This window comes from Flavobacterium zepuense (assembly GCF_007097145.1).
Taxonomy (GTDB): Bacteria; Bacteroidota; Bacteroidia; order Flavobacteriales; family Flavobacteriaceae; genus Flavobacterium; species Flavobacterium zepuense.
Window position 1 is genome coordinate 43516 of sequence record NZ_VJVZ01000017.1, and the last position, 15063, is coordinate 58578.

The following is a 15063-nucleotide window of genomic DNA, read 5'->3' on the forward strand; positions in this document are numbered from 1 at the left end:
ATTAAAAGCTATAGGTTAAACCAACACCCGGAGAGAATACCACATTTTTGTATGTGCCGCCAAAGGTTACAAGATTGCCATCTTCGTTATAATAATTGTACGAATTTTTAGTCTCATCAAAATGAAGGTAAAGGAACGAGAAATCGATACCCAACTTAGGATTAAGCTGATAAGTTAAACCACCTGTAAAGCCCATAGAGTCGTTACGCGGTGTTTCGGGTGCAAAATAACCGTCCTGAACCGGGCTTTCATCAAAATACCAACCGGCCCTAAAGGCAAATTTGTCATTTGGTTTAAACTGTGTACCAAACCTGTAGGTACCGGCATCTTTATAGTTACGTGGATTAACCGATGTAGGCGTACCGTTAGCAAAGCTTATGGTTAACGCATCATATACATGCCAAAACGCCATGTTGTAATCAAAAGCTACAAGCCATTTATCTGTAATTTCTACCGAAAGCCCTGCGGTTAACTCAGCCGGTAAAGGCAGGTCGGCATTAAATTGTGTATTTTGGTACGTTCCCTGTGCAAAAGCAGGCAGGTCGTTAAACGTAGCATCGCCATTGCGGGCTTCCATTGTAATTTCAGAACGGTAGTTAACCCCTAATCGTACTGTTTCGGCCGGGTTAAACATAAAGCCCACATCATAACCCCAGGCAGTTACGCCTTTAGCATCAATGGTAACATCGCTCCTGTTGCCCTGCTCATTGGTAAGGCTGCGGGTAAGGTTCCTGTTAAAGTTAACCGATCCTGTAACAAATATTGGCCCACCACCTATACTAAACTGGTCGCTAACCTTAATAGATACTGTTGGCTGTATGTATATCGCTTCAAGTTTAATATCGTTAACAAGGTGTGATCCCTGCCAGTCTTTATCCCACTCAACCGTACTGCCATAAGGGCTATATACTGCAAGCCCTACTGTTAACCAGTCGGTTGCTTTATAGGATGCATACAGCTCAAAAGGGGTACCAAAGTTATCTGTAGATGATTTCCAGTTGTACGTTTCGTTTTGGAATTTTGTTTTCGCAAAAAGCGCATTACCGCCTACCGAAAAGTTAAATCGGTCTTTTAAGAATGCTGCACCTGCCGGATTAAAAAACAAAACTTCGGCACTTTGCACAACACCAACACCGGTGTGGCCCATTGCCAATTGTTTTTGTCCCTGGAGGCTAACACGGTACCCTCCTGCATATGCAGAGCCGGCCACCAAAGCCATCATTGTTAAGGATAATAGTTTTCTCATAGGTTGTGAAAGGGTTAATTTGTCAATTTTATAATCTTTATATCAAATTTATCATAAATTATTGATTCTGCAAGAATTTGAGCAAATTTATTATGCATTCATAATAATTTATTTATTAAAAATTACTTACAAATTTTGAGAATTAATCATAATATTTCCCTAATTATTACAAAATAGTTAGTTAAAAAATTTACCAAATAATTAATAATCTACCTTTTAACTCAAAATCAACGCTTATTAATTAAAACATAAAGTTTATAACAACCTCAAAATTAGGTAGTATATTTCATCATAAATTACCTTAGCCATGCGCATTCTTAAAATTACAGCCATCACTATACTGGTTTTGATCATACTGCTTTTACTGGCAAATTTTGGTGTAAGTTATTATATTGAGAAAAAACTACCCGAAATTATTAAAAAAGAAAAGGATTTTCCTTACAGCATTAACTATACCGACCTGGATATTGATGTTATTGGCGGCAGTTTTACCATGCATAATGCAGCACTTGCACCTAAAGACAGTATTGCCGCCGCCGTTAAAAATGGTGTTTTTGGCAAAATAGGATCAATCGGGGTAAGTGGGGTTAGCCTGTGGCAATTTTTTAAACACGACCGCATTGTGGCAAGCTCTGTAACTATAGATAAGCCTGAAATTATTTTATACCATCGCGAAAAGAAATACAGTGTTGAAGACGACATAGAAAAACCCTTTAAAAACGCGGTAAAAACCGGTAGTCTTATTATTACCAATGGCAGCTTTAAAATGCTAGATACTAATAAAGGATTTAAAATTAAGGCATCTAATGTTAACTTTAACCTGTACAAAATAAGCGTAGACAGCAGCACGGTAGATGACAACATACCTGTGCGCTACCGCGATTACCGCTTTACCTGCGACAGCCTGTTTTATAACGCGGGGCCATATTATACCATCACTGCCAACAAACTTGTATCTACCGATAGTACACTCTCTATAGCAGACTTTAAAATGACGCCTAAGCAAACCCGTAAGCAGTTTAGCAACAGCCTCCCTAAAGAGCTGGACCAGTTTAACCTTAAAGCCGCAAAAATCGACATTCCTAAATTAGACTGGGGTTTTGTGCGGGATACGCTGTATGTTCATACGCCCGAAGTTGTGCTTAATAACATTTACGCTAATATATACCGCAGTAAAGAACCTAACGATGATCTCAGCCGTAAAAAACTGTACAGCGAACTTTTACGATCGGTAAAATTTGACCTTAAAGCCGATAAAATCCTTATTAAAAACAGCCTTGTGGTGTATGAGGAACAACTTAACTTTAGCAAACCCGCCGCCAAGGTTACCTTCTCTAAATTTTATGCTACGGTTGCTAATGCTTACAGCCCGGTAAATAAAGACAAACTGCCGCGCACCACCATTGATGTTGAGTGCCTGTTTATGAAATCGGCGCCATTAAAGGTTAGCTGGTCTTTTAACACCCCTGATGTTAGCGATGCCTTTACCATTACCGGCAGCCTTAAAAATATTAAAACCGAGGAGGTAAATCCAGTTTCTAAACCACTTATGAATGCCACCACTACAGGCGATATTAATGAGGTGCGCTTTGTTTTTAACGGTAACCGCGAAAATGCCACGGGTACTTTTGCCATAGATTATGACGACCTTAAAGTTGGTATTTATAAAAAAGATGGCAAAAAGAAAAACAAAGTGGTAAGCGCCCTGGGCAACCTTTTGGTTAAAAACGATACCGATGGCGAGCTTAAAAAAGTAAATGTGGCGGTTAGCCGATCTAAAGATAAATCGGTTTTTAACTTTCTATGGAAGTTTGTAATGGAGGGGCTTAAACAAACGGTATTGCCTAAAATTGTAACGTGAGGGAGTTTAGAGTTGCGGGTTTGGAGTTAAGTGTTCGCTATCTGATTTATCGGACTAATAAATAGTGTAATAACATAAATGTCGCGCTTCGACAAGCTCAGCATGACATTTACTTTATTACCGTTACCCTAAACAAAATAGTGTCACACTGAGCTTGTCGAAGTGCGACACTATTTTGTTTATTAATGATCTCAATTAAACTATTCCAGTAAAAAATCCAGTGTATACTCTAAAAACTCTTTAGGATTTTCGGCATGCACCCAGTGGCCCGAGTTAGATATGGTTTTAATGGCATAATCAGGAAAATGCTTGCTGATTAAGTCAAGGTCTTCATCTTTAATGTATTTAGATTTGTCGCCCCTTAAAAAAAGTGTGGAGCCGTTAAAAACCGTTCCTTCCGGGAGTATCTGACCTATACTGTCAATTTCTTTATTAAAAACTTCAAGGTTAAATCTAAAATCAAGCTGGCCGGGTTCTTTCCAGTACAGGTTCTTCATTAAAAACTGGCGCGTACCTGCATCCTCAATATATTCAGATAAGGTAGCTTCAACCGCAGCACGGTCGGGCTTTTGGCTAAAATCAACCACATTAAGTGCAGCCAGTTCGGTTTGGTGGTGTGGTGTGTAGTATTTTGGGGCAATATCTGCAACTACCAGCTTGTTAAGCAGTTCAGGGTGCTGCATGGCAAAAAACATCCCTGCCTTACCCCCCATAGAGTGGCCTATCAGGTCAACTTTCTGCAAACTATTTTCGGCAACATAATCGGCTACGTCCTGCACCATGGCATCGTAAGTGAACTCGTCGCTATGAAAACTCTTGCCGTGATTGCGCATATCCAGCGCATGCACCTGAAAGCCATTGGCTACATACTGCCCGCCAAGCGTTTTCCAGTTATCGCCCATACCCATAAAACCATGGATAATTATAAGAGGTTTCCCCTCGCCTTCTATACGTGAGTGCAGCATATTATTTTAGTCTTTGCAGGTACATATTAACAACATTATCAAGCCCAAGGTATAAGGCTTCGGCAATAAGCGCATGCCCTATGGATACCTCCAGCAATCCGGGAATGTTCTGTTTAAAAAATTTAATATTATCAAGGCTAAGGTCGTGCCCGGCGTTAAGGCCAAGCCCTAATTGTTGCGCCAATTCAGCCGAAGCAATGTAAGGCTCTATACCCCTTTCATTTCCTAAACCATACTCATGCGCAAAAGCCTCGGTATATAGTTCAATACGTTCGGCGCCGGTAGCAAGCGCACCTTCTACCATTTTAAGGTCCGGGTCTACAAAAATAGATACTCGGATACCGTTACGCTGAAACTCCTGGTTAACTTCCTGTAAAAAACTTTTATGTTTTATGGTATCCCAACCTGCATTGCTTGTAATAGCATCATCGGCGTCGGGTACAAGGGTAACCTGGGTAGGTTTTGTTTCTAAAACAAGGTCTATAAATTCGCGAATGGGGTTGCCTTCTATGTTATATTCGGTATAAACAACAGGCACCAGGTCGCGCGCATCCTGGTAGCGAATGTGCCTTTCATCGGGCCTTGGGTGTATGGTAACGCCCTGCGCACCAAATTTCTGAACATCGGCCGCCACCTGCAACAGGTTGGGCACATTGCCACCTCTTGAATTCCTGAGAGTGGCAATTTTATTTATGTTTACACTTAATTTAGCCATATAATAGTTGCGAAATATCTTTTGTAACACAAAAATACAAAGTAAAAGGGGCTCACTATGCTTATTTTTCATTATTTTGCATATAAATTAGTGTGAACCCCATGAATGAAATTACCGACTTTTTAAACTCAAACATTAAAGCGCTGAGAACCACCGATACGGTTGCCGATGCGCAGGATTTGTTTGCAGAATATCCTTTTTCTCATTTCCCGGTACTTGAAGACGGCGTATACATAGGTTGCGCCGGTGCCGAAGATGTAGAGCTTATGGATATAGAGAAAACCATGGATGAGATACGCTTTAATTTTGAGCGCTTTTTTGTGAGGGACACTACCATTTGGCTCGACGTACTCGAAGTTTTTGCTAAAAACGAAACTAATGTAGTACCGGTACTTAACGAGGAAAATAAATATATAGGCTACTACGAAATTACCGATATTATTAAGTTTTTTGACCAAACCCCGTTCCTTAAAGAAGCCGGAGGTATTGTTGTTGTAGAAAAAGGTGTGTTGGAATACAGCATGAGCGAGGTAGCACAAATAGTAGAAAGCAACAACGGCAGGCTACTGGGCCTTTTTGTATCTGAAATTACTAACGACAAGGTACAGATAACCGTTAAGATTAGCCTGGGAGGCCTGAGTGAGATTATACAGACGTTTAGGCGCTACAATTACGACATCATTACAGAACACCAGGAAGATGCTTACCTTAATACATTAAAAGACCGTTCTGATTATTTAGACAAATACCTGAACATTTAATCATGAAAATTGCTCTTTACGGCCAATATTATAAAGATAATACCGAAGATATTATAAAGCAGGTGCTGGGTGTTTTTAACACCTACCAGCCTGAGGTTGTTTTTGAAAGTAACTTTTATAAAGTACTTTTAGAAAAAGGAATTATACAGGACACTTTTGAAACATTTACAGGCCACGAAGGGCTTGATGAAGGTTTTACTATGTTTATAAGCATAGGTGGCGATGGCACAATGCTGCGTGCTGCAACAATTGTTCGCAATAAAAACATACCTATTGTGGGTATAAATGCCGGGAGGCTGGGTTTCCTGGCTACCGTACAGCAGGAAAATATTGAAACCCTGCTACCCCTTATTTTTGAAAATAAATACAAGATATCGCCGCGTACCCTGCTTACGGTAGATTACGATAATAAAAGTACCGATCCTGATTATCTTGACTATGCCCTTAATGAAATTACCGTTAGCCGTAAAGACACTACCTCTATGATTACAATAGATGTTAGCCTTAACGGAGACCACCTTAACTCCTATTGGGCAGACGGGCTTATCATCTCAACCCCCACAGGCTCTACAGGCTACTCGCTTAGTTGCGGGGGGCCAATATTAACCCCCGAAGTTAATAGCCTGGTTATAACTCCTATTGCACCACATAACCTTAATGCGCGCCCACTGGTTATACCCGATGATACCGAGATTGAACTTACAGTGAGCAGCCGCGAAGAGCAGCACCTTATCTCGTTAGACTCCAGGATAGAGTCGGTTAATGTAGAAACAGTTTTGCGCATTAAAAAAGGCAATTTCAAAATTAATCTTGTAGAATTTCCGCAGGAAAAATTCCTGGACACGCTCCGCAAAAAACTGCTGTGGGGCGAGGATAAGCGAAATTAATTTTTGCCAAATTAGTTAGGCACACATACTACATTTACAGTTATTCCGTTTTCAAGTCTGTACAATTTACAGTCTGTACAATTAAATAGATGGTAAATTGTCTATAGTAAGGCTATTTAGAAATCTATATTGTTATATTTGCACCCAATTTTCATTTAATGAAACGCATACTTTTTGTCTTATTATTAATCGTGATGTCCGTTAAGGCTAATGCCCAGATAAATGAACTGGGTGTTTTTGCAGGCGGCGCAAACTATATTGGAGACGTTGGGCCAACGGATTACGTTGCTCCCGACGATCTTGCCCTGGGCATAGTATATAAATGGAACCGAAGCCCACGCCACGCATGGAGGGCATCGTTTACCTATGGCCGCATATCATCTAACGATGCCGATAGTGAGATACCGGGGCGTAAACAACGCGGTTTTGAGTTTGAAAATACGGTAAAAGAGTTATCTTTAGGCCTTGAATTTAATTTTTTCGACTTTAACCTGCATGAAGAAGGCTTTAAAATTACGCCTTACGTTTATGGAGGCTTAAGTTATTTTTGGTACGATGAGCTGTATATAATAAACGGCAAAGACGAAACCGATGAGAACGGCAGTGCACTTGCAATACCCATGACAGTGGGTATAAAAGCGCATATTGCCAAAAATTTTGTACTGGGCGTAGAGGCCGGCGCACGCTACACGTTTACAGATAATCTGGACGGCAGCAACCCTGATAATGAAAATTATGCCAACCTGCGCTTTGGCAATTTAGAAAGCAACGACTGGTATGTATTTACCGGCGTTACATTAACCTATACCTTTGGTATTAAACCTTGTTACTGTTCAGAATAGATGGAGAACACTACCGCCATAAATACTAATAACCTGCCTGCACACATAGCCGTGATTATGGACGGTAATGGCCGTTGGGCCAAACTAAAAGGCATGCTGCGTATTTTTGGCCATGAAAACGCTATCACATCAGTACAGGAAACGGTAGAAGGTTGCGCAAAACTGGGCATCAAATTTTTAACGCTATATGCCTTTTCTACAGAAAACTGGAACAGGCCCAAGTTAGAGGTAGATGCACTTATGGGGCTGCTAACTACTTCATTAAAAAAAGAAGTTAGCAAGCTTATAAAAAATAATATTAAGCTTAACATTATAGGCAATTCAGACCTCCTCCCTGAAAAAGCCCGCAAACAGCTGTTTGAAGTTATAGAAAAAACCAAAGCTAATACCGGCATGACACTTACAGTGGCGCTAAGCTACGGCTCACGCGAAGAAATTGTAAATGCTGTAAAAGCAATTAGCGAAAAAGTAAAACACAATCAATTAAACACAGCTGATATTAACGAGTCTGTAATACAGAGCCATCTTTACACACACAACATGCCCGATGCCGATTTGGTAATACGTACCAGCGGCGAGCAGCGCATTAGCAATTTCCTGCTTTGGCAGGCTGCCTATGCCGAGTTGTATTTTACCGATGTGCTTTGGCCCGACTTTAGGGAGAAGGATTTACACGATGCCATTATTAGCTACCAAAAAAGAGAACGTAGATTTGGAAAAACCAGTGAACAAGTTAAATAACACTAAAATGCTTCAAAAGGGCATAGCATTATTTATCGGAATTTTATTTTTTGCAACCACAAGTAGTGTTTTTGCACAAGAAAGTAACAGGCTGGAGTCTGGCAAATACATTCTTGCTGATATTTCCGTTACCGGAAAAATGAGCTATAATGAGCAAACTGTTGTTACGTTTACCGGCCTCGAAAAAGGCCAGTCTATAAATGTACCGGGAGAAGAAATAAGCGCCGCTATTAAAAAGCTCTGGAAACTGGGCCTTTTTAGCGATGTAGATTTTATGGTTAATAAAATTGAAGGCGACAGTATATACCTGGAACTTGCAATTACAGAGCTACCTAAACTTAGCGATGTAAAAATGCAGGGCGTTAAAAAGGGTAAGCAGGAAAGCCTTATTAAAGATACAGGCCTTACAAAAGGCAAGGTAGTTAATGAGAACCTGCTAACTACTACTAAAAACTACATAGAGAACAAATACCGTAAAGACGGCTACTACAATACTAAAGTAGCTATTAATGTTATACCCGACAGTAATGCTGTTAAAATGGTGGTTAACATAGATAAAGGTAAAAAAGTAAGAATAAAAGCTATCAACTTTAATGGTAATGAAAAGCTTAGCGATGGCAAGCTTAAAAAAGCCATGAGTGCTACTAAGGTTAAAGCTTTCCCTAACCCATTACGTATCTTTAAGCCTTCTAAATTTATTGCCGATAAGTACAAAGAAGACCTTGATAAGGTTATAAGCAAATACAAAGAAAAAGGTTATCGTGATGCACGTGTAGTAGCCGATACTGTAATATATGATGCTAAAAAGAACATGGTATCTATAGATATTGATGTTCAGGAAGGTAACAAATATTATTTTGGCGAAATTAAATACCTTGGTAACACTGTATATACAAACCAACAACTAAACCAGATATTAGGTATTAAAAAAGGTGAGGTTTATAATGGCGTATTGCTTCAGGAAAGAATAGCAAACCCTAAACCGGATGCCGACGATATTACCAACCTTTATCAAAATAATGGTTACCTGTTCTCTAACATCAATGCTGTAGAAACAAGGACTGCCAATGATACTATAGATTTCGAAATTCGTATTGTTGAAGGACCTATTGCCTACTTTAACAGGATAACTGTTGTAGGTAACGATAAAACGAACGATAAAGTAATTTACCGTGAGTTAAGGACAAGGCCGGGCCAAAAATGGAACAAAGAAGACGTTATAGGTACCATTCGCGAGCTTGGGGCACTGGGCTTCTTTGATGCAGAAACCATTCGCCCTGACGTTAAAAATCCGGATCCTGCTACAGGTACCGTAGATGTTGAGTGGAATGTTACAGAGAAAGGATCGAGCCAGATAGAGCTACAAGGCGGTTACGGCGGTGGTGGCTTCATCGGTACACTGGGGCTTTCGTTCAACAACTTCTCTATGCGTAACATCTTTAACAAAAAAGCATACACACCACTACCTATGGGCGATGGGCAAAAACTATCATTAAGGTTACAGGGTAGTACCTATTTCCAAACGTATAGCCTTTCGTTTACAGAGCCTTGGTTTGGTGGTAAAAAACCAATACAGTTATTTACATCATTATCGCACAGTAAACAGTTTTTATACAACTACTCAAGCAGGGATGTAGACAGGGATCAGAGCTTTACAATATCATCCATTACGATGGGTGTATCAAAAAGGCTTAGCTCTCCCGATTTTTACATGAGGCTATCTCACTCGTTAACATTTCAGTATTATGATTTAAATAATTATAACACAGGATTGTTTACCTTTGGTAACGGAACATCCAGAAACTTAGCGTATACCGCAGAACTTACAAGGGATAACAGGGGCCGAAACCCAATTTACCCTACATATGGTGCTCTATACAGCTTAAGCTTCAGGACAACATTCCCATACTCGCTGGTTAACGGTATAGATTATGCCGAACTTAGAAACCAGGAAGCGTATAAATTAAAGAATGAAACGGGCGTAGGCTATCAGGGTGCTAACGGAGTTACCGTTAATCCCGGTGATTATGTAAACGACAGCGGCAACCGTGTTGAAACTTATCAGGAAGCAGGTCTAAACGACTCTAAATTCGACCAAAAAAGGTTCAACTGGCTGGAATATTATAAAATTAAGTTTAAGGCAGATACGTATACTAAACTTGCAGGGCCACCGTCTCACGAGCTTGTGCTGCGTGCCTTGGCCGAGTTTGGTTACATGGGAGCTTATAACTCTGCAAGAGGCCTTGTACCGTTTGAAAGGTTTTACCTTGGTGGAGACGGTATGGCAAACTATGCGCTTGATGGCCGCGAGGTTATACAGTTAAGGGGTTACCCTAACCAGTCCTTAAGCCCTGTAGATGCAACAGGTGTACAGATAGGTGCAACAATTTATAACAAGTTTACGTTAGAGATGCGTTACCCTATAACACTTAAGCCTCAGGCATCTATTTATGCGCTTACGTTCTTAGAGGCAGGTGCATCATATGCAAACTTTAAAGAATATAACCCGTTCGATCTTAAACGTTCGGCAGGTTTTGGCCTTAGAGTGTTTATGCCGGCCTTTGGTTTATTGGGTATAGATTTCGGCTATGGATTCGATCCGCTTCCCGGATACCAGCAAAAAAATGGTTGGGAAACGCATTTTATCATAGGTCAGCAGTTCTAAAAAAAATTGGCATGATATTTTCTAATACGTAAATGGCTATGAAGAAATTTTTATTTACAGTACTTACAGTTTTATCCTGCATTGCAGTAAATGCACAGGCAGCAAAAGGTTTAAAGATAGGCTACATAGATATGGATTATATCCTGGACAAAGTGCCGGATTATGCCGAAGCTAAAAACCAGCTTGAACAAAAAGCCAATAAATGGCAGCAGGAAATGCAGGTTAAGCGCAATGATATAAGCAAGCTTAAAGAAGGCCTTCAGGCAGAAAAAGCCCTGCTTACCAAAGAGCTTATAGAAGAGCGTGAGGAAGAAATAGCTTTTCTTGAAAAAGACCTTATAGAATATCAGGAAAAGCGTTTTGGACCTACCGGAGATTTTATAAGCCAGAAATCGGTATTGGTAAAGCCGGTACAGGATCAGGTATTTAGTATCGTTCAGGACCTTGCAACAAGCAGGAAGTTTGATTTTATCTTTGATAAATCATCAGATCTTACCATGATGTTTGCTGCAAAAAAATATGATATAAGCGATTATGTTGTAAAACGCCTTACGAGATCTGCCAAAAGAGAAAAGCTGAGCGGCAAAGAAGTAAAAGAGCTTGATGAGCAGGAAAAACAGGAAGAGCTTGAGGCCGATCCTGAATATGCCGACAGGAAAAAAGCTACCGAGGATAAGAAAGCAGAAAGGCAGAAAAAGCTTGATGAAAAGAAAGCAGCACAAGAAGCTAAAAAAGCGGCTTATGATGCAAGGCGCCAACAATTAAAAGAAGAGCAGGAAGCAAAAAGAAACGGTGCTAAAACAGGCAAACCAGCAACGGCAACTACTCCTAAAGAAACACCTGCTACAACAGAGACTGATGGTGAGGCAAGCACAGAGAAACCTGCCGATGCCACAGCAACAGATAAACAGGATGCAGCAAAAGCAGCAAAAGATGCTAAATTAAAGGCTTTAGAAGATAGAAAAAAAGCAATAGAAGAGCGCAAAAAGAAAATACTGGAAGACCGTGAAGCTGCCAAAAAAGCACGCGAAGATGCTAAAAACGGTACCACTACAACTCCGCCCGCAACAGAAACGCCCGCAACATCTCCTACAGATGGAGATGACTAAATGATAAACTAAAAACAAAAATTAATAATAAATACCGTAAATGATGAAACAACTGAAATCTTTATTAATCGCTGCATTACTTTTTGCAGGAATAAGCCAAACAGCAAATGCCCAGGCTAAAGTAGCGCACATTAATGTAAGTGACCTTATGACCAATATGCCTGAGATGAAGGCTGCCGATGCACAACTTAAAAAACTTACCGCAACATATGATACTGAATATAACAGTATGGTTGAGGAGTTTAGGAAAAAAGTTGCACAGTATGAAAAAGAATCATCTACAGTAACCGATGCTGTTAACGAAACAAGGAGCAAAGAGGTTCAGGATTTCCAAAAAAGGATTCAGGATTATCAACAAAATGCAACTAAAGAGCTTCAGGGCAAGCAAGAAGCCATATATAAGCCTATCATGGAGAAATCAAGGGCTGCAATTCAAAAAGTAGCTAAAGCTAAAGGATACCAGTATGTATTAGATTCTACTACAGGAAGTGGCCTTCTTTTAGCAGATGGCCCGGATCTTCTTGCAGATGTAAAGAAAGAACTTGGCTTTTAATAAAAGCTTTAAGCAATAAAAAGGAACGGCTCAATTTTTGAGCCGTTTTTTTTATATTTGTTATATGGATAACAGCACTAAACCCATTGGCCTGTTCGATTCTGGCATAGGCGGCACGTCGATTTGGAAGGAAATACACAGCCTTTTACCTCACGAAGACAGCATTTACCTTGCTGATAGCAAAAACGCTCCCTACGGGCAAAAATCAAAAGAAGAGATAATAGCACTTAGTTTTAAAAACACTGATTACCTTTTAGGGCTGGGCTGTAAAATAATTGTGGTGGCATGCAATACCGCAACCACCAATGCCATTAAAGAATTAAGGGCTAAATACAATGTGCCTTTTATAGGTATAGAACCCGCTATAAAACCGGCAGCTATTCATACCGTTACTAAAGCTATAGGTATACTTGCAACAAAAGGTACTTTAAGCAGCGAACTGTTTACCAAAACGGTATCAGGCTTTAAAGATATAACAGTAATTGAACAGGTAGGCTACAACCTTGTTTCTCTTATAGAGAATGGCATGATCCAATCGGAGGAGATTAAAGAACTTTTAAGGCAGTACCTGCAACCGATGATTGAAGCCAATATAGACCACTTAGTGCTTGGTTGCAGCCATTACCCCTATCTTATCCCACAAATACAGGAGATCCTCCCTAAAGACGTTACAATAATAGATAGTGGCGAGGCAGTTGCGAGGCAAACAAAAAAGATATTGCTTGCCAGTAATCTACTTAATACCGGCGCCCAAAAATGCAAACAGGTTTTCTATACCAATTCAGACCCCGCAGTATTAAAAACCATTTTGGGAGATGGATATAATGTCGTGCAAAAAGACTTTTAAATCTATTTAAACCAAGAAGAATACATTACATAGTTATTAGATATCCTCTCTATCTCACCCGCAAAATTAGAAGCGTTTAGCTCTTTTACCTTTTTTGCAGGTATACCGGCATAAATAGTACCAGATTCTACAACCGTGTTTTGCGTTACAACAGCGCCGGCTGCAATAATACAATTGCTTTCTATAACGCAATTATCCATCACTATAGCTCCCATACCTATAAGTACATTATCATGTATAGTACAGCCGTGCACAATGGCATTATGCCCTATAGAAACATTATTGCCTATAATTGTAGGATGCTTTTGATAGGTGCAATGTATCACAGCCCCATCCTGGATATTAACTTTATTACCGGTTGTAATAAAATTTACGTCACCTCTTACTACAGCATTAAACCATATACTGCATTCTGACCCAAATGTAACATCGCCCACAATAGTAGCATTATCAGCTACAAAGCAATCTTGGGGTATTTGCGGATATTTACCGTTAACTTCTTTAATTACCATATGTTCTAAAAAAAATCGTCCCGATAAAATTTATCGGGACGGAATTAATATTTACTTTATAATTAATTAACTGCAGGACAATTACAGTCGTATTTCTCTCTTTTACAGAACAGGTTTAAACCTATTGTAATTTGGTGGAAACCGCTGTTATCAAACTTAACATCACCTGTTAAGTAAGAATACGTATAAGCGAACATGAAACTTTTATAATTGATACCAATTATTGGTGTAATGTATTGTAAATGCTGCTCTTCTATAGCACCACCCGGAGTACGTTGGTACTGTGCGCCATCTAAACTCCTTCTGTAAGAAAGGCCACCCCATAACCTACCAAAATCCATTTCCTTATATAGTTTAAGGTTAACGTCAATAGTTTTCTCTTTAGTTTCATCTACCGCTTGGAATAGTATTGATGGCTCCCATTGTAAAGCATCGTTAAATCCAAAAACATAACCTATACTAAAAAGGTATTTTCTTAAGTTATCGCTCTCAACATCTGTATAAAGGTCCCTTTTACTTGCAATAGCATTCTTAACTGTAAAGTGTGCAAAAAAATCAAGGTAGTTGTATGAAGCACCCACATCTACATTAAAGTATGAATCTTTTTGCTTCATACCGCCGTCAATAATTGGGTCAAAATCAGGTTCAAATTCAGTTTCATCAAGACGGCTCTGCACAAGGCCTGCACTCATACCAAACGATAATTGGTTAAGATCATAATCACTTCTTGAAAAACGAATATGGTGAGCGTAGGTAACTTTTGCACCTGTTTGAGAATGATAACCGTTTTTATCATTAAAAGCTACAACACCAAGGCCTGAATTAGTACCCACTGCCGTATTGAAACTTAATGTTTGTAACTGAGGAGCATCATTTTCATCAAACCACTGTTGGCGTGCTGTAAGCCTTATTTTTGCACAGTTTGCAGCTCCTGCCATAGAGGGGTGAAGTAAATATAAATTGTCTGACAAGTAATCTGTGTAAACTGCAATACCTTCCTGCCCGAAAGACAGTTGAGTCAAAAACAATCCAAAAATGAGATAAACCTTTTTAAAATTCATGTTAACCTTATCGTTTAATGAGAAATGTGCTTTTTATTAGTTCTTTTGGCAATTAATGTAAATAAGTTCATTCTATCACAATCATTCATATTCTGAGCAACACCCTTACTTTACAGTAATTTTCCATAGCGGTCAAATATATAAATTTTTGTGTTAGGTTGGTTACATAATATCAATAATATTGTAAAAAATGCTGTCATCTCTGACAGCATTTTTACAATATTAACTTATAGTTTACCTTTTCAGGGTAAAGTGTGCTTTAAATTCTTTGGTCACTGCTCCTTCAGGGTAGGTTACC

Annotated in this window: 14 protein-coding genes; 9 read left to right on the forward strand and 5 right to left on the reverse strand. The window is 39.5% G+C overall.

Going from position 1 to position 15063, the window contains the following annotated elements:
* Window position 1 precedes the first annotated feature (1 nt).
* Window positions 2-1246, reverse strand: coding sequence for an OmpP1/FadL family transporter (locus FMM05_RS19775; protein WP_185965639.1), 1245 nt, complete (start codon window positions 1244-1246; stop codon window positions 2-4).
* 307 nt (window positions 1247-1553) lie between these two features.
* On the opposite strand from FMM05_RS19775, the gene FMM05_RS19780 reads away from it, so the two are divergent.
* Window positions 1554-3107 carry a hypothetical protein gene (locus FMM05_RS19780; RefSeq protein WP_143375155.1) on the forward strand — a complete coding sequence of 518 codons (1554 nt, stop codon included), beginning with the start codon at window positions 1554-1556 and terminating at the stop codon, window positions 3105-3107.
* A gap of 200 nt (window positions 3108-3307) precedes the next feature.
* Here FMM05_RS19780 and FMM05_RS19785 read toward each other — a convergent pair whose 3' ends face one another.
* Entirely contained in the window at window positions 3308-4072 is a 765-nt protein-coding gene (locus FMM05_RS19785) for an alpha/beta fold hydrolase (RefSeq protein ID WP_143375156.1), read from the reverse strand.
* A 1-nt stretch (window position 4073) separates the two neighbouring features.
* Entirely contained in the window at window positions 4074-4787 is a 714-nt protein-coding gene (locus FMM05_RS19790; RefSeq protein ID WP_143375157.1) for a pyridoxine 5'-phosphate synthase, read from the reverse strand.
* Window positions 4788-4888: 101 nt separating this feature from the next.
* Here FMM05_RS19790 and FMM05_RS19795 point away from each other — a divergent pair, with 101 nt between their 5' ends.
* The 8 genes from FMM05_RS19795 to murI all read left to right on the forward strand — a co-directional run bounded on the left by FMM05_RS19795 (window position 4889) and on the right by murI (window position 13192).
* Window positions 4889-5548, forward strand: a complete 660-nt coding sequence (locus tag FMM05_RS19795; RefSeq protein ID WP_143375158.1) for a CBS domain-containing protein — start codon at window positions 4889-4891, stop codon at window positions 5546-5548.
* A 2-nt stretch (window positions 5549-5550) separates the two neighbouring features.
* Window positions 5551-6435, forward strand: coding sequence for an NAD kinase (locus FMM05_RS19800; protein ID WP_143375159.1), 885 nt, complete (start codon window positions 5551-5553; stop codon window positions 6433-6435).
* Between the two features lie 158 nt (window positions 6436-6593).
* Complete coding sequence (porG, locus tag FMM05_RS19805) at window positions 6594-7277, forward strand: type IX secretion system protein PorG (protein WP_143375160.1); 684 nt, start codon at window positions 6594-6596, stop codon at window positions 7275-7277.
* On the forward strand, window positions 7278-8018 hold the full coding sequence (locus FMM05_RS19810) for an isoprenyl transferase (protein WP_143375161.1): 741 nt from the start codon (window positions 7278-7280) through the stop codon (window positions 8016-8018).
* Window positions 8019-8025: 7 nt separating this feature from the next.
* Window positions 8026-10683: an outer membrane protein assembly factor BamA gene (bamA, locus tag FMM05_RS19815; RefSeq protein WP_143375167.1), complete on the forward strand. Its 2658-nt coding sequence runs from the start codon at window positions 8026-8028 to the stop codon at window positions 10681-10683.
* A 38-nt stretch (window positions 10684-10721) separates the two neighbouring features.
* On the forward strand, window positions 10722-11792 hold the full coding sequence (locus tag FMM05_RS19820) for an OmpH family outer membrane protein (protein ID WP_143375162.1): 1071 nt from the start codon (window positions 10722-10724) through the stop codon (window positions 11790-11792).
* A gap of 43 nt (window positions 11793-11835) precedes the next feature.
* The gene (locus FMM05_RS19825) at window positions 11836-12345 is read left to right on the forward strand and encodes an OmpH family outer membrane protein (RefSeq protein ID WP_143375168.1); all 510 of its coding nucleotides are present in this window, start codon (window positions 11836-11838) and stop codon (window positions 12343-12345) included.
* Window positions 12346-12409: 64 nt separating this feature from the next.
* Entirely contained in the window at window positions 12410-13192 is a 783-nt protein-coding gene (gene murI / locus FMM05_RS19830; RefSeq protein WP_143375163.1) for a glutamate racemase, read from the forward strand.
* Between the two features lie 2 nt (window positions 13193-13194).
* On the opposite strand, the gene FMM05_RS19835 is transcribed toward murI, so the two are convergent.
* Together FMM05_RS19835 and FMM05_RS19840 are read right to left on the reverse strand one after the other, a co-directional pair.
* Complete coding sequence (locus FMM05_RS19835; protein WP_143375164.1) at window positions 13195-13704, reverse strand: gamma carbonic anhydrase family protein; 510 nt, start codon at window positions 13702-13704, stop codon at window positions 13195-13197.
* Between the two features lie 62 nt (window positions 13705-13766).
* Window positions 13767-14765, reverse strand: coding sequence for a PorP/SprF family type IX secretion system membrane protein (locus FMM05_RS19840; protein WP_143375165.1), 999 nt, complete (start codon window positions 14763-14765; stop codon window positions 13767-13769).
* Between the last annotated feature and the right edge of the window lie 298 nt (window positions 14766-15063).

Excerpts from the sequence above, each read along its gene's own strand:
- FMM05_RS19775 (WP_185965639.1), bottom strand. The coding sequence starts at position 1,246 with ATGAGAAAACTATTATCCTTAACAATGATGGCTTTGGTGGCCGGCTCT.
- FMM05_RS19780 (WP_143375155.1), top strand. The coding sequence starts at position 1,554 with ATGCGCATTCTTAAAATTACAGCCATCACTATACTGGTTTTGATCATA.
- FMM05_RS19785 (WP_143375156.1), bottom strand. The coding sequence starts at position 4,072 with ATGCTGCACTCACGTATAGAAGGCGAGGGGAAACCTCTTATAATTATC.
- FMM05_RS19790 (WP_143375157.1), bottom strand. The coding sequence starts at position 4,787 with ATGGCTAAATTAAGTGTAAACATAAATAAAATTGCCACTCTCAGGAAT.
- FMM05_RS19795 (WP_143375158.1), top strand. The coding sequence starts at position 4,889 with ATGAATGAAATTACCGACTTTTTAAACTCAAACATTAAAGCGCTGAGA.
- FMM05_RS19800 (WP_143375159.1), top strand. The coding sequence starts at position 5,551 with ATGAAAATTGCTCTTTACGGCCAATATTATAAAGATAATACCGAAGAT.
- porG (WP_143375160.1), top strand. The coding sequence starts at position 6,594 with ATGAAACGCATACTTTTTGTCTTATTATTAATCGTGATGTCCGTTAAG.
- FMM05_RS19810 (WP_143375161.1), top strand. The coding sequence starts at position 7,278 with ATGGAGAACACTACCGCCATAAATACTAATAACCTGCCTGCACACATA.
- bamA (WP_143375167.1), top strand. The coding sequence starts at position 8,026 with ATGCTTCAAAAGGGCATAGCATTATTTATCGGAATTTTATTTTTTGCA.
- FMM05_RS19820 (WP_143375162.1), top strand. The coding sequence starts at position 10,722 with ATGAAGAAATTTTTATTTACAGTACTTACAGTTTTATCCTGCATTGCA.
- FMM05_RS19825 (WP_143375168.1), top strand. The coding sequence starts at position 11,836 with ATGAAACAACTGAAATCTTTATTAATCGCTGCATTACTTTTTGCAGGA.
- murI (WP_143375163.1), top strand. The coding sequence starts at position 12,410 with ATGGATAACAGCACTAAACCCATTGGCCTGTTCGATTCTGGCATAGGC.
- FMM05_RS19835 (WP_143375164.1), bottom strand. The coding sequence starts at position 13,704 with ATGGTAATTAAAGAAGTTAACGGTAAATATCCGCAAATACCCCAAGAT.
- FMM05_RS19840 (WP_143375165.1), bottom strand. The coding sequence starts at position 14,765 with ATGAATTTTAAAAAGGTTTATCTCATTTTTGGATTGTTTTTGACTCAA.